This window comes from Guyparkeria hydrothermalis (assembly GCF_023555375.1).
Classification (GTDB): domain Bacteria; phylum Pseudomonadota; class Gammaproteobacteria; order Halothiobacillales; family Halothiobacillaceae; genus Guyparkeria; species Guyparkeria hydrothermalis.
This window is the reverse complement of the sequence record NZ_JAJSEE010000001.1, coordinates 35,276-53,491: the sequence shown is the minus strand read 5'-3', so window position 1 is coordinate 53,491 and position 18,216 is coordinate 35,276. Positions and strand designations below refer to the sequence as shown.

21 protein-coding genes and 1 other RNA gene are annotated in these 18,216 nt (G+C 67.4%); 17 read left to right on the top strand and 5 right to left on the bottom strand.

Translation table 11 applies throughout. The features are described from left to right. Positions 1-53: 53 nt before the first annotated feature. Genes lptC through LV475_RS00235 form a run of 3 tightly spaced genes read right to left on the bottom strand, consistent with a single transcriptional unit; the run spans position 54 to position 2,196 of the window. A complete protein-coding gene (gene lptC, locus LV475_RS00245; protein ID WP_250105533.1) occupies positions 54-707 on the bottom strand; it encodes an LPS export ABC transporter periplasmic protein LptC in 654 nt (217 codons plus the stop codon). Beyond that, a complete protein-coding gene (locus LV475_RS00240) occupies positions 677-1,210 on the bottom strand; it encodes a KdsC family phosphatase (RefSeq protein WP_250105532.1) in 534 nt (177 codons plus the stop codon). The genes lptC and LV475_RS00240 overlap by 31 nt, the downstream gene beginning before the upstream one ends. Next, positions 1,210-2,196 carry a KpsF/GutQ family sugar-phosphate isomerase gene (locus LV475_RS00235; protein WP_250105531.1) on the bottom strand — a complete coding sequence of 329 codons (987 nt, stop codon included), beginning with the start codon at positions 2,194-2,196 and terminating at the stop codon, positions 1,210-1,212. Before LV475_RS00235 ends, LV475_RS00240 begins: the two co-directional genes overlap by 1 nt. 191 nt (positions 2,197-2,387) lie before the next feature. Here LV475_RS00235 and LV475_RS00230 point away from each other — a divergent pair, with 191 nt between their 5' ends. The 17 genes from LV475_RS00230 (at position 2,388) to LV475_RS00150 (ending at position 16,598) form a co-directional block, all read left to right on the top strand. Continuing rightward, positions 2,388-3,260, top strand: a complete 873-nt coding sequence (locus tag LV475_RS00230; protein ID WP_250105530.1) for a formylglycine-generating enzyme family protein — start codon at positions 2,388-2,390, stop codon at positions 3,258-3,260. A 121-nt stretch (positions 3,261-3,381) separates the two neighbouring features. Further along, positions 3,382-3,870 (top strand): hypothetical protein, encoded by a 489-nt coding sequence (locus LV475_RS00225; RefSeq protein WP_250105529.1) that lies wholly within the window; start codon positions 3,382-3,384, stop codon positions 3,868-3,870. A 23-nt stretch (positions 3,871-3,893) separates the two neighbouring features. Beyond that, entirely contained in the window at positions 3,894-4,694 is an 801-nt protein-coding gene (locus LV475_RS00220) for an ABC transporter ATP-binding protein (protein WP_250105712.1), read from the top strand. Next, positions 4,691-5,479, top strand: a complete 789-nt coding sequence (gene mlaE / locus LV475_RS00215; RefSeq protein WP_136866898.1) for a lipid asymmetry maintenance ABC transporter permease subunit MlaE — start codon at positions 4,691-4,693, stop codon at positions 5,477-5,479. The genes LV475_RS00220 and mlaE overlap by 4 nt, the downstream gene beginning before the upstream one ends. A gap of 4 nt (positions 5,480-5,483) precedes the next feature. Further along, complete coding sequence (mlaD, locus tag LV475_RS00210; protein WP_136866897.1) at positions 5,484-5,942, top strand: outer membrane lipid asymmetry maintenance protein MlaD; 459 nt, start codon at positions 5,484-5,486, stop codon at positions 5,940-5,942. Beyond that, positions 5,939-7,348 carry a TolC family protein gene (locus tag LV475_RS00205; protein WP_136866896.1) on the top strand — a complete coding sequence of 470 codons (1,410 nt, stop codon included), beginning with the start codon at positions 5,939-5,941 and terminating at the stop codon, positions 7,346-7,348. Before mlaD ends, LV475_RS00205 begins: the two co-directional genes overlap by 4 nt. Positions 7,349-7,393: 45 nt before the next feature. Continuing rightward, complete coding sequence (locus tag LV475_RS00200) at positions 7,394-8,053, top strand: MlaC/ttg2D family ABC transporter substrate-binding protein (protein ID WP_136866895.1); 660 nt, start codon at positions 7,394-7,396, stop codon at positions 8,051-8,053. Then, positions 8,034-8,357, top strand: a complete 324-nt coding sequence (locus LV475_RS00195) for an STAS domain-containing protein (RefSeq protein ID WP_136866894.1) — start codon at positions 8,034-8,036, stop codon at positions 8,355-8,357. The genes LV475_RS00200 and LV475_RS00195 overlap by 20 nt, the downstream gene beginning before the upstream one ends. Positions 8,358-8,385: 28 nt before the next feature. Continuing rightward, positions 8,386-9,645 carry a UDP-N-acetylglucosamine 1-carboxyvinyltransferase gene (gene murA, locus LV475_RS00190; RefSeq protein ID WP_136866893.1) on the top strand — a complete coding sequence of 420 codons (1,260 nt, stop codon included), beginning with the start codon at positions 8,386-8,388 and terminating at the stop codon, positions 9,643-9,645. Between the two features lie 5 nt (positions 9,646-9,650). Next, positions 9,651-10,292 carry an ATP phosphoribosyltransferase gene (gene hisG, locus LV475_RS00185; protein ID WP_136866892.1) on the top strand — a complete coding sequence of 214 codons (642 nt, stop codon included), beginning with the start codon at positions 9,651-9,653 and terminating at the stop codon, positions 10,290-10,292. Then, positions 10,292-11,593, top strand: a complete 1,302-nt coding sequence (gene hisD, locus LV475_RS00180; RefSeq protein WP_136866891.1) for a histidinol dehydrogenase — start codon at positions 10,292-10,294, stop codon at positions 11,591-11,593. The genes hisG and hisD overlap by 1 nt, the downstream gene beginning before the upstream one ends. A 3-nt stretch (positions 11,594-11,596) precedes the next feature. After that, positions 11,597-12,685 (top strand): histidinol-phosphate transaminase, encoded by a 1,089-nt coding sequence (hisC, locus tag LV475_RS00175; RefSeq protein ID WP_136866890.1) that lies wholly within the window; start codon positions 11,597-11,599, stop codon positions 12,683-12,685. A 276-nt stretch (positions 12,686-12,961) separates the two neighbouring features. Then, positions 12,962-13,058: signal recognition particle sRNA small type (gene ffs / locus LV475_RS00170), an RNA gene on the top strand. A 26-nt stretch (positions 13,059-13,084) separates the two neighbouring features. Continuing rightward, positions 13,085-15,010, top strand: coding sequence for a DNA polymerase III subunit gamma/tau (gene dnaX / locus LV475_RS00165; RefSeq protein ID WP_250105528.1), 1,926 nt, complete (start codon positions 13,085-13,087; stop codon positions 15,008-15,010). Positions 15,011-15,030: 20 nt separating this feature from the next. Continuing rightward, positions 15,031-15,354: a YbaB/EbfC family nucleoid-associated protein gene (locus LV475_RS00160; protein WP_136866889.1), complete on the top strand. Its 324-nt coding sequence runs from the start codon at positions 15,031-15,033 to the stop codon at positions 15,352-15,354. A 69-nt stretch (positions 15,355-15,423) separates the two neighbouring features. After that, complete coding sequence (gene recR, locus LV475_RS00155; RefSeq protein ID WP_136866888.1) at positions 15,424-16,026, top strand: recombination mediator RecR; 603 nt, start codon at positions 15,424-15,426, stop codon at positions 16,024-16,026. A gap of 71 nt (positions 16,027-16,097) precedes the next feature. Continuing rightward, the gene (locus LV475_RS00150; protein WP_197039056.1) at positions 16,098-16,598 is read left to right on the top strand and encodes a hypothetical protein; all 501 of its coding nucleotides are present in this window, start codon (positions 16,098-16,100) and stop codon (positions 16,596-16,598) included. Between the two features lie 5 nt (positions 16,599-16,603). Here LV475_RS00150 and LV475_RS00145 read toward each other — a convergent pair whose 3' ends face one another. Both LV475_RS00145 and LV475_RS00140 read right to left on the bottom strand, forming a co-directional pair. Then, the gene (locus LV475_RS00145; RefSeq protein WP_136866887.1) at positions 16,604-17,689 is read right to left on the bottom strand and encodes a GGDEF domain-containing protein; all 1,086 of its coding nucleotides are present in this window, start codon (positions 17,687-17,689) and stop codon (positions 16,604-16,606) included. 63 nt (positions 17,690-17,752) lie between these two features. Next, the gene (locus LV475_RS00140; RefSeq protein WP_136866886.1) at positions 17,753-18,124 is read right to left on the bottom strand and encodes a PilZ domain-containing protein; all 372 of its coding nucleotides are present in this window, start codon (positions 18,122-18,124) and stop codon (positions 17,753-17,755) included. Positions 18,125-18,216 lie beyond the last annotated feature (92 nt).

Sequence of the window (18,216 nt, the reverse complement as noted above, 5' to 3'; positions counted from 1 at the left end):
GTGTCCTTCCTGCCTCCCGGCCGTGTCGGGGCAACCGTGCCCGACGGGCCGGCCTAGTCGGTGTTCCCGGTCGAGCCGGGCTGGATTTCGTCGCGGATCTGCCCGGTCTGGGTCAGAACCTCGTTGCCCCAGTCGAGGGCAAGCCGGTCGGCGTCGCTGTGCCAGCGCGGCGTCCCGTCGGGAGCGGTTTCGCTCAAGCGTCCCGGAATGTCGGTGCGTGCCTGGCGCTTGGCGGGGTGGAGCCAGAGCTGCTCGGTGGTCAGCTCGAGGCGCCCGCGTTCCTGGTAGGGCGCGCGCTGCGCGTGGACCGAACCGGTCATCTCGATCGTCTCGCCACGCTCGCTCACCGTGCCGGCATCGGCGCGCAGTGTCCATGGGGGCGCACCGGGTGCCTCGTCGATCAGCGTGGCCGTGGGGGCGTCCATTTCGTATCGATCGCCATCGGCCAGATCCAGCTGGATGGCCTGCGGCGTGTCGAGTCGGTAGGCAAGGCGCCCCTGCTCGTCGTATTGCCAGCTGCTGGCCTGATCGAGACGCTGGGCGTAGCCACCGCCATCGTCGCTGGGTGGGACCAGCTCGTCCGCCAGGTTGTGCCAGGCCAGCCAGGCGAGCACCCCAAGCCCGGCAACGCCCAGGAAGACACGGTTGAGGCGAGACGAGACCGACCAGCGCACGATCAGCGGTACCGTGCCAGCACGTCGGCCCACTGGTCGCGCGCGTCGATCAAGGTGTCGATCAATGCCCGCACCGCGCCACAGCCACCGGGCACCGGGCTGATCCAGTCGACGCGGCTGCGGATCACCATCGGTGCATCGCTGACCGTCGCCGACAGGCCGGCCCGGTTGAGCATGGGCAGGTCGAGGACGTCGTCGCCCATGGCCGCAATCTCGTCGAGCTCGATCTCGAGCAACTGGGCCAGTTCCTCGATCGCCTGGCCCTTGTCGGTCGCGCCGAGCACCACGTGCTGGATGCCCAGCGACTTGGCCCGTCGGCTGACCGCCGGCGAGGACCGCCCGGTGATGATCGCCACGTCCACGCCCAGTTCCTGGATCACCTTGATGCCGTGACCGTCACGGCTGTGGAAGATCTTGTGTTCCTCGCCGTCCTCGGTCAGGTGCAGGCGCCCGTCGGTCATCACGCCATCGACGTCGAGTACCAGCAGGCGGACCCGGCGGGCCCGTTCGATCCAGGTGTCGTTCTTGCCCGACATCACGCCACCCCCGCCCGCAACAGGTCGTGCATGTTCAACGCGCCGACGAGGCGCTTCTGCTCACCGACCACTAGCAGGCCATTGATCTTGTCACGCTCCATCATCGCCATGGCCTCGGCGGCGAGCACGTTGGCCGGGCAGGTGCGCGGATCGGGTGTCATCACCTTCTCGATCGGGCAGTCGAGGTCGACGTCATGGCGATCGAGCAGGCGACGCAGGTCGCCGTCGGTGAACAGCCCCAGCAGGTGGTCGCCCTCGTCGACCACGGCCGCCATGCCAAGGCCGCCCGAGGACATCACCAGGAGGGCCTGCTTGACGCTCTGGCGCGGTCCGACGCGAGGCAGCTGCTCGCCGGTATGCATGACATCACGGACGTGCAGCAGCAGGCGGCGGCCCAGCGAACCGCCGGGGTGGGAGAGGGCGAAGTCCTCGGGCTGGAACCCGCGCGCGTCGAGAAGCGCCACGGCCAGTGCATCGCCCATCACCAGGGTCGCGGTCGTGCTGGCGGTGGGGGCGAGGTTGAGCGGGCAGGCCTCTCGGTCGACGCCGACGTCGAGGTGCACGTCGGCGGCCTGGGCCAGGGTCGATTCCGGCCGGCCGGTCATGGCGACCAGGCCGACGCCGAGGCGCTTGATGACGGGCAGGATGGCCAGCATCTCGCCGGTCTCGCCGGAATTCGACAGGGCGATGACCACGTCGCGATCGGTGATCATGCCAAGATCGCCGTGGCTCGCCTCGCCCGGGTGGACGAAGAAGGCCGGGGTGCCCGTGCTCGCCAGGGTGGCGGCAATCTTGCCGCCGATATGCCCGGACTTGCCCATGCCGGTGACGATCACGCGGCCTTCGCAGTCGATCATCAGGCGGCAGGCGTCGACGAACGCCTGGTCGAGCCGCGCGGGGAGCGCGTCGATGGCCTGGCGTTCGATGTCGATCACCTCGCGGGCCATGCGCAGCAGGTTGTCGGGATGCAGGGCGTTGGGCTCCATGGGGTATCCGGTTGGCATGCTAAGATTTTCGGGTTTCGGAGTATATCAGTCCGCTGCGGACGGGCGGCCCGTAGCGTATCGCTGCCGGCGTCCTGCTCGGCGTTGCCCACCCGTTGGCGGCTGTCTGTCGACTCCGGCCGGGCCTCGTCGGTTCCCGCGCCGGTCAATCCCAACGTCCTGGAGGTGAGCGCATGCAGCCGATAGCCACGGCGAGCGAACGGACCATCGAGGTGGATCCTGTCGACAAGGTGATCGAGCGGCAGCGCGAGACGGCCCATCGCCTTGGTCTTGAGGTGTTCTTCCGGGACGGCGAGGCCGGTGGCGAGCCGGCCCCCGAGGTGGCGGTCATCCCGTCCGGCGGCTTCTGGATGGGCAGCCGGGTGACCGAGCACCGGGCGCGGGCCTTCGAGCAGCCACGCCACGAGGTCTACCTCGATCGCGCGTTCGCGGTTACCCGCGGGGCCATCCGTCGCCGCGAATACCTAGCCTTCCTGCAGGCGAGCGGGCATCGTCGGCCGCGTCCCTACAGCTGGAACGATCCCGAGTTTCCCATGTACAACGTCTCGGCCCGCGATGCCGAGGCCTACGCGCGCTGGCTGAGCGAGGCGACCGGGCAACGCTATCGGCTGCCGACGGAGGCGGAATGGGAATACGCGGCGCGCGCCGGCAGCGACACCATGTTCTGCTTTGGTGACCGGATCCGTCGCCAGGAAGTCAATTGCGCCGGCGGCCTGCACTGCACCCGCGGGCTGTTTCTTTGCGGTATCGGCAAGCCGGTGCGGGTGGGTAGCCTGCCGCCCAATGCCTGGGGGCTCTACGAGGTCCACGGCAACGTGCAGGAATTCACCCAGGATCATTGGCACGACGCCTATCCCGGCGGGCCGCGTCCCGGCGACCGCCCGTACCGGAGCATCGACCGCAAATACCGTTACCTGCGCGCGGTGCGCGGCGGTTCGTGGTTCGACCCGCCGGGGGCATGTCGCAGCGGCTCGCGGGCGCGTCGCCATCAGGACGAATTCGACCTCAACCTCGGATTTCGCCTGGTGCGCGAGATCGAGGCCTGAGCGCCGTGTATCATGCGCGGCCACGCATGTGATCCGAACGACGTGTCCCGCATCCCGAACGGCCCAGCCGAGGGCGCTCGGAGCGGGTGCGTCGAATGAATTCCCGAGGTAGGCAACGGCGATGAAGGCGATACATCTGGGTCTGCGCCAGCGGCGTTCGCCGGCACTCGAGTCGAGTTTCTTCGATCCCGAGATGCCGGCCGAATGGCGGGTGGCCTACCTGCTCAACGAGCAGGACGCCCTGTGGGTGGCCGGTGACGACCCGGATGTCGAGACCGTGCTCGCCGAGCTGGACGACTCGCCCAACGCGGTATTCGTCGTGGTCGAAGACGCCGCCTGGTCGGCAGCCTGGCAGGCGCTGGCCGACGCCGGTCGCCATGCCATCGTCCGCCTGGGTGACGACACCCCGGTCTGGCGCCCCGAGGGGGGCGATCAACCGGCCGTGGTCGGCCTGGTGCCGGCAAGCGACCAGCCGGCGGACCTGCATGCCTGGCTCTCGGCCTTCCTCGACCAGGCGCCCGCCGAGGCGGCCCTGTTCGTCGAGGGCGAGCCGCCTTCGGTCGCCACGGTCGACCGCCTGCGGACCCTGGTGGAGTTGATGGGACGGTGAGCGAGCGGCGCGACACGGCCGCGATGATCGAGCTTGACGGGGTGCGATTTGCCCGCGGCGAGCAGGTGATCTTCGATAACGTCGACATGCGGTTTCCGCGCGGGCAGGTCACGGCGGTGCTGGGCCCGTCGGGGACCGGCAAGACCACGTTGCTGCGCCTGATCGGCGGGCAGGTCCGTCCGGCCCACGGCCGGGTGCTGGTCGACGGCATCGAGGTCTCGCGTGTCCGCCGCAAGGCGCTGTATGCGCTGCGTCGGCGCATGGGCGTGCTGTTCCAGAATGGCGCCCTGTTCACGGATCTCACCGTGGGAGAGAACGTCGCCTTTCCCCTGCGGGCCCATTCGCGACTCGACGAGGCACTGATCGAACGCATCGTGCTGTTCAAACTCGAGGCGGTCGGCCTGCGTTCGGCGCGTGAGAAGTACCCGGCCGAGCTTTCCGGCGGCATGGCACGCCGCGCGGCCCTGGCTCGAGCGATGGCGCTGGATCCCGAGATCATGCTCTACGACGAACCGTTCGCCGGGCAGGACCCGGTGAGCATGGGCGTGTTGCTGCGCCTGATCCGTCGTCTCAACGACGCGCTCGGGTTGACCAGCATTGTCGTCACCCACGATGTCAGCGAGGCACTGAGCATCGCCGACCAGGTGATCGTGATTGCCGGCGGGCGGGTGATCGGCCGGGGCACGCCCGAGGAGGTGCGCGCCCAGCGCGAGCACGAACCGGCCCTGGCGCAGTTCTTGGACGGGGCGGCCGAGGGGCCGCTCAACGCCGCCGAGGACGAGGCGCCGTTGGCGGCGGACCTCGGGCTGGGAGGCGATCGATGAAAGCGGTTGTCGACGCGATCGCCCGGCTCGGGCGGCTGTTCCTGGACGGGGTGCAGCACGCGGGGTCGATGGCACTGTTCGCCGTCGAGCTTGCCTGGGTGCTCATTCCCACCTGGACCCGGCCGCGGGACATCCTGCAGCAGGTCTATGCCGCCGGCGTGCTCTCGCTGGTGATCATCCTGGTCGCCGGCGGATTCGTCGGGCTGGTGCTGGGGTTGCAGGGCTACAACATCCTGTCGAACTTCAACGCGAGCGAATCGCTGGGTGTGATGGTGGCCCTGTCGCTGGTGCGCGAGCTGGGGCCCGTGGTCGCCGCCTTGCTGTTCGCCGGGCGGGCCGGCTCGGCGATCACCGCCGAGATCGCCCTGATGAAGACCACCGAGCAACTCGCCGCGCTGGAGATGATGGCGGTCGATCCGCTGCGTCGCGTGATCGGCCCGCGGTTCTGGGGGGCGATGATCTCGGTGCCGTTGCTGGCCGCGCTGTTCTCGCTGGTGGGTATCGTCGGCGGCTACTTGATCGGGGTCGTGGTGCTGGGCGTCGACCAGGCCTCATACTGGGGCCAGATTCGAGAGCAGATGGAGGCCTGGGACGACGTTGGCGGCGGGGCGATCAAGTCGCTGGCCTTCGGTGCGGTGATTGCGCTGATCTCGGTCTATGAGGGATACCGGGCCGAGCCCACGGCGAGCGGCATGGCGCGCGCGACCACGCAGACCGTGGTCTTGAGCTCGCTCGCCGTGCTGGGACTGGATTTTGTAATGACGGCTTTCATGTTTGGGGCGTGATGGAATGAATGTGCAACGTGGAGTCGAGCTGGTCGTCGGGCTGTTCGTGCTCGCCGGGATCGCCGCACTGATGGTGATGGCCCTGCAGTGGAGTAATTTCGGCGCCAGTCGCGTCAGCGGTTACGAGGTCACGGCCCGTTTCGACAACGTCGGCGGGCTGACCGTGCAGTCGCCGGTCAAGCTGGCCGGCCTGACCATCGGCCGGGTGGATTCGATCGAGATCCATCCGGAGACGTTCCAGGCGGAGGTGCGCATGGTGATCGACGACAAGTACGACAACCTGCCGACCGATTCCTTCGCCAACATCTACACTGCCGGGTTGCTCGGGGCGCAATACGTCGAGATTTCCCCCGGCGGGGCAATCGAATCGCTGGAGGACGGCGACCGGATCACGATGACCCAGTCGGCCATCATCCTCGAGAGCGTGGTTTCCAAGTTCCTGTTCGACAAGGCAAAAGAATGAACAAGCGAGATGGATTCATTGAGTGGGGCGGTGCGCTGCTCCTGACGGCGGCCCTGGCGGGGCTGGCCTCCACCACGGTGCGGGCCGAGACACCACCGGGCGAGCCGATTACCCTCGAACAGGCCACCGACATGGCCCTGCACGCCGATCCGCGCATCGAGGAGCAGCGGGCCAACGTTGCGCGCGCCCAGGCGCTGATCGAGCGCGTCAAGGGCGAGGGCGGGGTGCGCGTTTCGGCCAACCTGTTCATGGGGCTCGCGCCGAAGGCCGAGGACGGCATCTTCACCAATGGCACGAATACCTGTCCGGCGGGCGAGTCCTGCACCCTGCGTGACGACGGCAACGAGCTCGACGAGGGCTTGACCGTCACCAGCGGCCTGACCGCCTCGATCATCCAGCCGCTCTACACCTTCGGCAAGCTGGAGAACTATGGCAACGCCGCGCGGCTCAACCGCGACGTGAAGGCATCCGAGGTGGCCCTGGCCCGCGGCGAGACCTGGCTGACCGTTCGTCGTGCCTACTGGGGTTATCTGGCCGCGCGCGATACGCGGCGCATGCTCGAGGGCGTCAAGCGACAGGTCGACCGCACGCGCGAGGACATGCGCGAGGATGCCCAGGCCGGCGAGGTGCCGATGAGCCAGCTCTACGCGCTGGAGAGCGGCGCGGCCCAGCTCGAGCGGTATCTCGCCGAGGCGGGCAGCGTCGAGGCCATCGCGATCGACGGCCTGAAGACCATCATCGGCGTGCCGATCACCTCGAGCATCGAGGTGGCCGACCCACGCATCGAGCCGGTGACCTTGCCCGAGGGCGGACTGGCCGAGCTGGCCGACCGCGCCCTGGCCCAGCGCCCGGAAATGGCCATGGCCGAGAACGGCCAGGCGGCGATGCGCAACTACGTCGCGGCGCGCAAGAGCGAGCGCTATCCGAACCTGTATGCCGGCGTGATCGCCGGGGCGACGTACACCCCGGGACGGGATCGCTTGAACAACCCCTACATTAACCAGCCGCTCAACCAGGCCTACGCCGCGCCCGTCGTTGGCCTGCAGTGGGATTTCAACCCCGGCGTGATGCGCGCCAACGTGAGCGATGCCGAGGCGCAGCTGCAGGGCGTGGTGGCCAAGGCCCAGCTCGCCCGCCAGGGCATTCCCTTCCAGGTGGCCGAGGCCTACCACACCGCCCACGGGCTGGAGCGCCAGATCCGCGCGCTCGATGCCGCCAAGGGCAACACGCGCAAGTGGATGGTCTCGACCTTCATGGACTATCAGGCCGGCCTGGTCGGTGGCGAGGAACTGGCCGAGGCGGTCAAGGCCAACACCGAGGCACAGGCGGACTACTTCCGCGCCATCAACGACTTCAACATGAGCGTCGCCCAGCTGGCGATCGCGACCGGCGATTATCCGCAATAAGCGCGATCGCCCCTGGACACCATCCGCAAAGAAGACCAAAAATCCATGATGAGCATTGCCCTGTCCCCGTTTGCCCGACACTCGCGCGTATCGTTTCCCAGCCTTGGGTTGATCGGCCTGTTGCTGGCCGGTCTGAGCGTGACGGCGCGCGCCGAACCCACCGAGGCGGATGCCCGCGAGCTGGTGGAATCCACGGCCGAGGCGGTGATCAGCGAGATCCGTGACAACCAGGCGGCGGTCGAGGCCGACCCCGAGGCGTTGCTGGAGATCGTCGACCGGCTGCTGTTGCCGCACGTCGATTCCGAGCGCATGACCCGTCTGGTCCTGGGGCGCTACTACCGCCAGGCCACCGCCTCCCAGCGCGCCCAGTTCAACAAGGAGTTCCAGCGTCTGCTGGTGCGCACCTACGCGGGCCCCCTCTCGGCGCTCGGCAACCAGGAGATCGAGATCGTCGGCACCAAGCCGGGCGGGGCGGACGACGAGCTGGTGGTCGAGTCCGAGGTCTCCGGGGGTGATCTGGGAACCGTGCCCGTGGCCTACCGCATGGCGCCGGTCGACGGCGAGTGGAAGTCCTACGACGTCGTGGTCGACGGCATCAGCCTGGTCAACAACTACCGTGGCAGCTTCGCGCAGAAGATCCAGCGTGACGGCATCGACGGGCTGATCAGCACCCTGCGGGAGCAGAATGAAGACGGCCGGAACTGAACGCGGCTGGTCCCTGCGGGTCGAACCGGGCGTCATTCGCCTGAGCGGGGCCTTGCTGCGCGCGGGGTTCGATCGCCAATCGGTCGATCTGCCCGGTGACGTCGTCGGTCCGGCGGTGGACGTGCACCTCGGCCAGGTCAAGCGGATCGACACCGCGGGACTGGCCTGGCTGGCCGCCATTCAGGCCCAGGCCGAGGCAAAAGGCATCCGTCTGCGATACACTCACGCGCCCCAGGCCATGCGCCAGATGATGGCGGTGTACGGTCTCGAGGGCTTGATGCCGCTTGAGACCGGCCTGGATTAGCCCACGGCCCGAGACCCGATCCGATTACATGAACAAGCTCCTGATCCGCGGCGGCACGCCACTTGACGGCGAGATTCGCATTTCCGGCGCCAAGAACGCGGTGCTGCCGATGATGGCCGCCTCGCTCCTGGCCGACTCGCCGGTGACCATCGAGAACGTCCCGCACCTGCAGGACGTGACTACCACCATGGAGCTGCTCGGTCGCATGGGCGCGACGCTGACGGTGGGCGACCAGATGAGTGTCGAGGTCGACACCACCACGGTCGACACCCTCGAGGCACCCTACGACCTGGTCCGCACCATGCGCGCGTCGATCCTGACGCTCGGGCCGATGCTGGCCCGGTTCAAGAAGGCGCGCGTCTCCCTGCCGGGCGGCTGTGCCATCGGCACGCGGCCGGTGGATATCCACCTCAAGGGCCTCGAGGCGCTGGGCGCCGACGTCCGTGTCGAGGGTGGCTACATCGAAACGGCCGCCGAGCAGTTGGTCGGGGCGCGCATCGTGCTCGACCAGGTCACGGTCACCGGTACCGAGAACCTGATGATGGCCGCCGTGTTCGCCAAGGGCGAGACGGTGCTCGAGAACGCCGCCCGCGAACCCGAGGTGGTCGATCTCGCCAACTTCCTCAACGCCATGGGCGCGGACGTGCGCGGGGCGGGCAGCGACGTGATCCGCATCCACGGGGTCGAGCGCCTGCAGGGCGTGCGCTACCGCGTGCTTCCCGACCGGATCGAGACCGGCACCTATCTCGTCGCCGCGGCCATGACCCGCGGGCGCATCCTGGTGCGCGATACCCGTCCCGAACTGCTCGACGCGGTGCTGGCGAAGTTGGAGAAGGCCGGTGCGGAGATCGAGGTCGGCGAGGACTGGATTCGTCTCGACATGCACGGTCGTCGGCCCAAGGCGGTCGACATCCGCACCGCGCCGCATCCGGGCTTTCCCACCGACATGCAGGCGCAGTTCGTCGCCATGAACGCGGTGGCCGAGGGCACCTCGACGGTGGTCGAGACCATCTTCGAGAACCGCTTCATGCACGTCCAGGAGATCCAGCGCATGGGCGCGGATATCCACATCGAGGGCAACACCGCGGTCATCCGCGGGGTCGAGGCCCTCTCCGGCGCGCCCATCATGGCGACCGACCTGCGTGCCTCGGCCAGCCTGGTGCTGGCTGGCCTGGTGGCCCGTGGCGAAACGCTAGTCAATCGCATCTACCACATCGACCGGGGCTACGAGTCCATCGAGGAGAAACTCTCCCGCCTCGGCGCCAATATCCAACGGATCACGAGCTGATCGCCATGTCCCAATCCGACCAGATCGTCGTCGCGCTCTCCAAGGGGCGCATCTTCAAGGAAACCCTGCCGCTGCTGGCGTCCGTGGGCATCGAGCCGCTCGAGGACCCGGACAAGAGCCGCAAGCTGATCCTCGAGACCAGCGATCCGAGCGTGCGCCTGTTGATCCTGCGCGCCTCGGACGTGCCCACCTATGTCCAGCACGGCGCTGCCGATATCGGTGTCGCCGGCAAGGACGTGCTGATGGAGCACGGTGGTGAGGGGCTGTTCGAGCTGGTCGACCTCAAGATCGCCCAGTGCAAGCTGATGGTCGCCGGCAAGCCCGGCGCGCTCGATCGGGCCGGGCGCATTCGCGTGGCGACCAAGTACACCCGCTCGGCCGAGTCCTATTTCGCCGACCGTGGCCGCCAGATCGAGCTGATCAAGCTGTACGGCTCGATGGAGCTCGCGCCGCTGGTCGATCTCGGCGACTGCATCGTCGACGTGGTCGACACCGGCAACACCTTGCGCGCCAATGGCCTGGAACCGCTCGAGCACATCGCCGAGATTTCCTCGCGACTGATCGTCAATCGCGCGGCGCAGAAGCTCAAGCATGCACGGGTGAGCGATTTCGTCGAGCGGGTGGAGCAGTACCTGGAGGGCAAGTGATGATCCGTCGCATGAACGCCCGCGCCGCGGGTTTCGATCGCCAGCTCGACGAGCTGCTCGACTGGTCCGGCGTGGCCGACGATCGTGTCGAGACCATCGTGCGCGACATCCTCGCGGACGTGCGCAAGCGCGGTGACGCCGCCGTGGTCGAACACACCCGCCGCCTTGATCGCCTCGAGGTGGACTCGGCCGGTGCGCTGGAACTCTCGGCCGAACGGCTCGATACCGCGCTCGCGGCGATCCCCGCCGAGGTGCGCGAGGCGCTCGAGCTGGCCGCCGAACGGCTGCGCGCCTACGCCCAGCGCCAGAAGGGCGAGAGCTGGAGCTACACCGAGGCGAACGGCAACGTGCTGGGCCAGCAGGTCACGCCGCTCGACCGGGTGGGCCTGTACGTGCCCGGCGGCAAGGCCGCCTATCCCTCGTCTGTACTGATGAACGCCATCCCCGCCAAGGTCGCCGGGGTGGCGCAGGTCGTCATGGTCGTGCCGACGCCGCATGGCGTGGTCAACGACACGGTGCTGGCGGCCGCCCGCATCGCGGGCGTGGATCGCGTGTTCACCGTCGGCGGGGCGCAGGCGGTCGGCGCACTGGCGTATGGCACGGAGACGATCCCCGCGGTCGACAAGATCGTCGGCCCGGGCAACATCTTCGTCGCCGCGGCCAAGCGCGAGGTCTTCGGCCGGGTCGGCATCGACATGATCGCCGGGCCGTCGGAAATCCTGATCGTCTGCGACGGGCACACCGATCCCGACTGGATCGCGATGGACCTCTTCTCGCAGGCCGAGCACGACGAACAGGCCCAGTCGATTCTGCTCGCCCACGATCCGGACTTTCTCGACACGGTCACGGCCTCGATCGAGCGTCTGTTGCCCCAGCAGCCGCGCGCGGAAATCATCGCCAAGGCGCTGGAGTCCCGCGGCGCGCTGATCGAGGTGGCCGACATCGATCACGCCATCGAGCTGGTCAACCGCATCGCCCCCGAGCACCTCGAGTTGTCCTTCGAGGGGGCCGAGGATCGCCTGGGCGAGATCCGCAACGCCGGGGCGATCTTCGTCGGGCGCTACACCGCCGAGGCTTTGGGTGACTACTGCGCGGGCCCCAACCACGTGCTGCCCACCTCGGGCACGGCGCGATTTTCGTCGCCGCTGGGCGTGTACGACTTCCAGAAACGGTCGAGCATCATCCACTGCTCGGCCGACGGGGCCGCCGAACTGGGCGTGACGGCCGCCTGCCTGGCCCGGGCCGAAGGCCTCGAGGCGCACGCGCAATCGGCCGACTATCGTCGCGAGTCCGAGGGGTAGGTCATGAGCGAGCCGGCAGGGCGATTCTGGTCCGACGATCTGGCAACGCTGAGCCCGTACGTGCCGGGCGAGCAGCCCAAGATCGACGACCTGGTCAAGCTCAACACCAACGAAAACCCGTTCCCCCCGTCGCCGTGCGTGATCGAGGCGATCCGCGAGGCGGCCGATGCCGGGTTGCGCCTGTATCCGGACCCGAGCAGTCAGGCGCTGCGTGAGGCCATCGCCGAGTACCACGGCGTGACCGGCGCACAGGTGTTCGTCGGCAACGGATCGGACGAGGTGCTTGGGTTCCTGTTCCGGGCGCTGTTCCAGCGTGGCCGACCGATCGTCTTCCCCGACATCACCTACTCGTTCTACCCGGTCTATTGTCGGCTGTTCGGCATCGAGCCGCAGATCGTTCCGTTGGATGACGAGCTGGCCGTGGACGTCGAGGCGATGTGCGCCGTCGACCCGGCATCCGTCGGCGGCGTGATCCTGCCCAATCCGAATGCCCCGACCGGCCGGCTTCTCGCCATCGACCAGGTCGAGCGCCTCGCGGCGCATTTTTGCGATTGCGCGGTGGTCATCGACGAGGCCTACGTCGACTTCGGTGGGGAGTCCGCCGTGGGACTGGTGGACAGCTATCCCAATCTGCTGGTCACCCAAACCCTGTCCAAGTCGCGCTCGCTGGCGGGCTTGCGCGTGGGTTTCGCCATCGGCGACTCCGGTCTGATCGAAGGTCTGACCCGGGTCAAGGACAGCTTTAATTCTTATCCGGTCGACCGGTTGGCCAGCGCCGGCGCTATCGCCGCGTTTGCCGACGAGGCCTATTTCCGCGACACGCGCGATGCGGTGGTGAGCATGCGCGAGCAGCTGACGGCCGATCTCGAGGCACGGGGTTTCGAGGTGCTGCCTTCGGCGGCGAATTTCGTGCTGGCGCGCCATGCCAGTCGAGCGGGCGCCGAGCTGGCCGCCGGGCTGCGCGAGCGACGCGTGATCGTGCGCCATTTCGACCGGCCGCGCATCGGTGATCACCTGCGCATCACCATCGGCAACGAGTCGCAGAACGCGGCATTGCTCACGGCGCTCGACGAGGTGCTGGCCGGCGGATGATTTGCTTAGGGCAGCGCTGAACGAATCGGATGCCGCTCTGCCGAGCTCCGAAGGGCGTGCCTTGAGCCCGCACCGGCGGCGTTGTCGTCCTTGGAACGAGGATGACTCTTCCGCGGCGGACGAATACCGTGCATTTGCCGGCTTCAAGACGCGCAGAGTGGTATCTGATTCGTGTAGGGCTTCCCTGATGGCCTGTTTTCGGACTGGTACGCGTGTTATTCTTCGTCCGCGTTTTGGCCAGTCGATCTGGCCGCGGCGCCACCCAATGGTGCCCTGTGTTCGTCCCTTCGCGACGGATCTCCGTGAATCCCGCCAGGCCCGGAAGGGAGCAACGGTAGCGGTCGATCCGGGCGCCGGAGACCGGCGGATGCAGGGTGCCACCCAATTGGATCCCGCGCTATGAGTTATCTGGTACTGGCACGCAAGTGGCGCCCCCGGCGTTTCGACGACATGGTCGGCCAGGGTCACGTGCTCCAGGCCCTCACCAACGCGCTGGATCGCGATCGTCTCCACCACGCCTACCTGTTCACCGGCACCCGCGGGGTGGGCAAGACGACGGTCGCCCGCATCTTTGCCAAGGCACTCAACTGCGAGCAGGGCGTCTCCAGCCAGCCCTGCGGCGAGTGTGCCGCCTGCCGCGAGATCGACTCGGGTCGCTTCGTCGACCTGATCGAGGTCGATGCCGCCTCCCGTACCAAGGTCGACGACACCCGCGAACTGCTGGAAAACGTCGTCTACCTGCCGGTCAAGGGGCGCTTCAAGATCTACCTGATCGACGAAGTGCACATGTTCTCGCAAGCGAGCTTCAACGCCCTGTTGAAGACGCTCGAGGAGCCGCCCGAACACGTCAAGTTCCTGCTCGCGACCACCGATCCGCAGAAGCTGCCGGTCACGGTGCTGTCCCGCTGCCTGCAGTTCAATCTGCGCGCGCTGCCCGAGGCGCATATCCAGACCTACCTCGCCGATATCCTCAACCGGGAAGGCCTCGAGGCCGACCCGGAAGCGCTGCGACTGGTCAGTGACGCCGCCGGCGGCTCCATGCGCGATGCCTTGAGCCTGGTCGATCAAGCGATCGGCTTCTGCGACGGGCGCCTCGAAACCGAGGCAGTCGCCGACATGCTGGGCGTCACCGACCGTCGCCTGCTGCATGGCCTGCTCGAACGCCTGGCCGCGGGCGATGCCGATGGCGTGTTCGGCCTGGTCGATCAGGCGCTGGAGCGTTCGGTGGACCCGGCTCGCCTGTTGGCCGAGCTCGCCGAGGCAGTGCACCAGTCGGCCCTGGCGCAATGGCTGCCGACCGACGTCCCGACGGTGAACGTCGATGCGGTCACCCTGCAACTCTGGTATCAGATCGCGCTTTCCGGTCGCCGGGATATCGGCTGGGCGCCGTCGCCGCGGATCGGGCTGGAGATGACCCTGCTGCGCATGCTCGCCTTCGAGCCCGGCGTGGAGCCGGGGAGCGGCACGAAAGGCGCATCGTCCACCCAGGGCACGGACACGAGGCGGCCGTCGTCCGCCTCGGCACCGGCGCCCGCGACGTCGTCGCCCACCGCGATGCAGCCGCCCGGCGAGGTTCCAACCATGGTCTCGGACCGTCCGTCCGCGCCCTATGAGGCGGCGCGTGCGGTCAATGACCCGGCAGCGGCTTCGGCTCAGTCAACTCAAGCGCCGGTGAAGTCGATGGCCGGGGAGGGCGTGGCCGACGCTCCGACGCCGCCCCCGGCGCGAGCGGCCGGCGGGCGCTCGATCACGCCGGAGAACTGGTTCGAGATCGTCGGCCAGCTTTCCATGCCCGCCCGCAGCCTGGCCGAACGCTGCCACGCGACCAACGAGGACGACACGGTCGTGCTGGTGATCGACCCGGGGTTCCGCTCGATGGCCTCCAAGGCGACACAGGAACGGCTGGTCGCGCAGCTCGAACGGCTGGGCGTGACCCAGCCGGTGCGGTTCATGGTGGGCGAGACCTCGGCGGTGTCGGCCCCGGTGCCACCCACCGTGCATGCCTCGGCTAACGCCGAACCGACCGAGCCGGCCGATTCATCACCGGCCCACGGCCAGCCCGACCCCGCAGGGCAACCGCAACGCAACGGCCATGTCGGGGACGATCTCGGCGGCCAAGCCGGGCAGCCGGCCCCAGCGCCGTCGGGCGCGATGGAAACCCCGGCCGAGGTGCGTGAGCGCAACGAGCGTGCCGAGGCCCAGGCGCGCGTGACGTCGCTGCGCGAGCACCCGGCGGCCCAGGTCCTGGCCGAGCGTGCCGGGGCCCAACTGATCCAGGAGTCCGTGCGCCCGTTGGGTGGACACGGCACCGTCAACGAACGTTAGCGAGCAGGAGACATCCGCAAATGAAAGGTGGAATCGGCAACCTGATGAAGCAGGCGCAGGCGATGCAGGAAAACATGCAGCGCATGCAGGAAGAAGTGGCCAAGATGGAAGTCGAAGGCCAGTCCGGTGGCGGCATGGTCAAGGTGACCATGACCGGCAAGCACGAGGCGCGGCGTGTCTCGATCGATCCGAGCCTGCTGGAAGACGACAAGGACATGCTAGAGGACCTGATTGCCGCGGCGATCAACGACGCCTCCCGGCGCATCGAGCAGGAGCAGCAGGAGAAGATGTCGGGTATGACGGCCGGCATGAACCTGCCGCCGGGCTTCAAGATGCCGTTCTGAATCGGCCTGACCTGATCTCATCGCCCGATCCATTGCGGTTCGGGCGTTTCTCGTTACGGAGTGTCGCCCGTGCAATTTTCGCCCAGTTTCCAGCAACTGATCGACGCGCTGCGTTGCCTGCCCACGGTGGGACAGAAGACCGCGCAACGCATGGCATTGCACCTGCTCGAACGCGATCGCGCCGGCGCGGGCCATCTTGCCGAGGCCATCGGTGAGGCGCTGGAGAAGCTGGGTCACTGCCGTTCCTGCCGGGTGTTCACCGAGGGTGAGATCTGCCCGATCTGCGCCGACAGCCAGCGCGACGACCGGCTGCTGTGCGTGGTCGAGTCGCCGGCCGACTGGATCGCGATCGAGTCCTCGGGTGCCTACCAGGGACGCTACTTCCTGCTGCTCGGGCGGCTCTCGCCGCTCGACGGGATCGGCCCGGACGAGCTGAAACTCGACCAGCTCGCCGATCGACTCGACCAACCCGGGATCGAGGAGGTGATCCTCGCGACCAGCGCAACGATCGAGGGCGAGGCGACGGCCGGGTACGTCACCGAGCTTGCACGCGCACGTGGTCTTCGGGTGACGCGCCTCGCGCAGGGCGTGCCCATGGGTGGCGAGCTAGAGTACATCGACGCAAGCACGCTGAGTTTGGCGCTCAAGGGCCGTCGCGAGGCCGAGTCCTGAGACGAGCCCCTCACGTCATAAGAGATGTGGATGTAGTATAAGTTTCTCCTGGTTCATTCGGAGAAACGGCCATGCCCCGTCCCTTTGCGGCATTCGTCGCGACGTTACTGTTCAGCGTCCCGCTCTTCACGACAAACGCCATCGCAACCGAGATGGCCACGCCAATTGGCATCGAGGCCGGCGACCCGTTTCCACGCTGGGAACTCGATGACCAGCACGGCAAGACCCACCAGCTGCCCGGTCAGTCCACCGAGGCGATCGTGTTTTCGCGTTCCAAGCAGGCCGACGAGTCGTTGTCGCCGGTACTCGACGACGTGGTCGGTGCGCGATTGATCGATGGGACGGTCGTCTACCTCTCGGACATCAGCCGGATGCCGGGGCTGATCAGCCGCCTGTTCGCGCTGCCGGCGCTGCGCGACCGGCGTTATCCGGTGGTGCTGATACGCGAGGAGGGGGTGTCCGAGCCCCTGGTGACCGAGACCGACTGCCTGGTCCTCTATCGCATCGAGCGGGGCACGGTGGTTGGCCGCGAGGACCTGTGCAGTGAAGAGGACGTGCGGAACGCGTTCTAGCGGGGCTAGATCGTGGTGTTGTTCTGCTCGTCGATCAGCGTGTCCGGGCCGGTGGCGTCGGGGTCGGCGGGGTTGTGGATGACCCGGTCGCGTCCTTTGCGCTTGGCGGCCAGCAACGCGTCGTCGGCGCGTTGGATGATGCTGTCGGCGTAATCCTGCGGGATCACGTTGGTCAGGCCGATCGAGATGGTCAGCTCGCCGAGTTCGCGGCCGCTCTCGGCCAGGCGCAACTTCGATTGGGAAATGATGTTGCGCAGCTTGTTGGCCACGGCCATGGCCCCGTCGGTGGGCGTGTCGGGCAGGACGATGGCGAACTCCTCGCCGCCGTAACGCAGCACCTGATCCTGGCCCTTGACGTGCTCCTTGAGCGTGCGCGCGATGAAACGCAGGATCTTGTCGCCGACCAGATGGCCGTAGTTGTCGTTGATCTGCTTGAAGTGATCGATGTCGGCGAGCAGAAACGCGCCGGGCTCACCGGCCGAGAGCGCGGCCGTGATCTGCTTCTGCAGGAGGTCGTTGAGGCCGCGACGGTTGGGCAGGCCGGTCAACGGGTCGGTGCGGGCATCACGACGGGCGTTTTCCAGCTCCTTGCGGAGCTTGGCGATCTGGTCGCCGGCGCTGTTCATCTGGTCGGAGGATTCCAGCGCGCTCTTCTCGACGTGACGGGTATCTTCCATCACTTCCTCGGTCAGTGCCCGCAGGGCCTCGACCGATTCGCTGCGATCGATCTGGCGGACGAAATCGCCCAGCGTCGAGGCGAAGTTCGAGAATTCATTGCCGGTATTGAGCATCTGCAACATCATGTTGCGCATCACGCGCAGCATGATGTCCTGGGCACGCGTCATCTGCTTGAGCGCGCCGTTGAGCACGTGGGTGTCGAACAGGTCCTGCGCAATTTCCTGGGTCAGGCCCTTGCTGCTGTTGATCGCGTCGTCCATGTCCTTGGTGAGACTGGCGTCGCGCTTGAGGGCGCGCTCGTAGAACAGCGTGATGTAGACCGGGGTCGGCGGCAGTCCCAGCTCGGCGAGCTGGGAAAGCACCATCCGCATGATTTCACTGGCCTGGCCGCGGTCGTGGGTGTAGTCGAACATGTGACGTTCCGGTTGGTTATGTCTTGCCGGGCTCGCGCCGGACCGCCCGGCCCGTGCGACGCTTCAATCGTCCAGCAGTTCGGACAATTCGCGCGAGAGCTGATGCTCCTCGACGCCGTTTGCCTGCAGCAACTCGCGCAAATGGGTCAGCGCATCCAGCTCGATGCTCGACCAGGCGAGGGCAACGCAGCGGTTGGATTCGCGAATGATGCGCGCGGTGAGTTCGACCAGGACCGTCTGGTCCGGGTCGGAGAGAATCTCGATGTTCAGCGGTTCGGCCACGCAATCGTCGGTCAGGCTGCCGGCCGTTTCGAGCTCGATCAGGATGCCCTTGAGCGAGACGTCCAGAATGGTGCCGCGCAGGGTCTTTGCCGGGCAGCGCACGCGCACCGGCAGCGGGATTTCGACACGGGCAAAGCGGCGTTGCGTGATCATTCCGTTGTAATACTCCTGGACGAACTGGGCGCAGTGAACCGCACTGGCTAGAGGATACTGCCTTACTGCCCAGGGCGCCACCGCAAATCCCT

Excerpts from the sequence above, each read along its gene's own strand:
- LV475_RS00240 (WP_250105532.1), bottom strand. The coding sequence starts at position 1,210 with ATGTCGGGCAAGAACGACACCTGGATCGAACGGGCCCGCCGGGTCCGC.
- LV475_RS00235 (WP_250105531.1), bottom strand. The coding sequence starts at position 2,196 with ATGGAGCCCAACGCCCTGCATCCCGACAACCTGCTGCGCATGGCCCGC.
- LV475_RS00230 (WP_250105530.1), top strand. The coding sequence starts at position 2,388 with ATGCAGCCGATAGCCACGGCGAGCGAACGGACCATCGAGGTGGATCCT.
- LV475_RS00225 (WP_250105529.1), top strand. The coding sequence starts at position 3,382 with ATGAAGGCGATACATCTGGGTCTGCGCCAGCGGCGTTCGCCGGCACTC.
- LV475_RS00220 (WP_250105712.1), top strand. The coding sequence starts at position 3,894 with ATGATCGAGCTTGACGGGGTGCGATTTGCCCGCGGCGAGCAGGTGATC.
- mlaE (WP_136866898.1), top strand. The coding sequence starts at position 4,691 with ATGAAAGCGGTTGTCGACGCGATCGCCCGGCTCGGGCGGCTGTTCCTG.
- mlaD (WP_136866897.1), top strand. The coding sequence starts at position 5,484 with ATGAATGTGCAACGTGGAGTCGAGCTGGTCGTCGGGCTGTTCGTGCTC.
- LV475_RS00205 (WP_136866896.1), top strand. The coding sequence starts at position 5,939 with ATGAACAAGCGAGATGGATTCATTGAGTGGGGCGGTGCGCTGCTCCTG.
- LV475_RS00200 (WP_136866895.1), top strand. The coding sequence starts at position 7,394 with ATGATGAGCATTGCCCTGTCCCCGTTTGCCCGACACTCGCGCGTATCG.
- LV475_RS00195 (WP_136866894.1), top strand. The coding sequence starts at position 8,034 with ATGAAGACGGCCGGAACTGAACGCGGCTGGTCCCTGCGGGTCGAACCG.
- murA (WP_136866893.1), top strand. The coding sequence starts at position 8,386 with ATGAACAAGCTCCTGATCCGCGGCGGCACGCCACTTGACGGCGAGATT.
- hisG (WP_136866892.1), top strand. The coding sequence starts at position 9,651 with ATGTCCCAATCCGACCAGATCGTCGTCGCGCTCTCCAAGGGGCGCATC.
- hisD (WP_136866891.1), top strand. The coding sequence starts at position 10,292 with ATGATCCGTCGCATGAACGCCCGCGCCGCGGGTTTCGATCGCCAGCTC.
- hisC (WP_136866890.1), top strand. The coding sequence starts at position 11,597 with ATGAGCGAGCCGGCAGGGCGATTCTGGTCCGACGATCTGGCAACGCTG.
- dnaX (WP_250105528.1), top strand. The coding sequence starts at position 13,085 with ATGAGTTATCTGGTACTGGCACGCAAGTGGCGCCCCCGGCGTTTCGAC.
- LV475_RS00160 (WP_136866889.1), top strand. The coding sequence starts at position 15,031 with ATGAAAGGTGGAATCGGCAACCTGATGAAGCAGGCGCAGGCGATGCAG.
- LV475_RS00150 (WP_197039056.1), top strand. The coding sequence starts at position 16,098 with ATGCCCCGTCCCTTTGCGGCATTCGTCGCGACGTTACTGTTCAGCGTC.
- LV475_RS00145 (WP_136866887.1), bottom strand. The coding sequence starts at position 17,689 with ATGTTCGACTACACCCACGACCGCGGCCAGGCCAGTGAAATCATGCGG.
- LV475_RS00140 (WP_136866886.1), bottom strand. The coding sequence starts at position 18,124 with ATGATCACGCAACGCCGCTTTGCCCGTGTCGAAATCCCGCTGCCGGTG.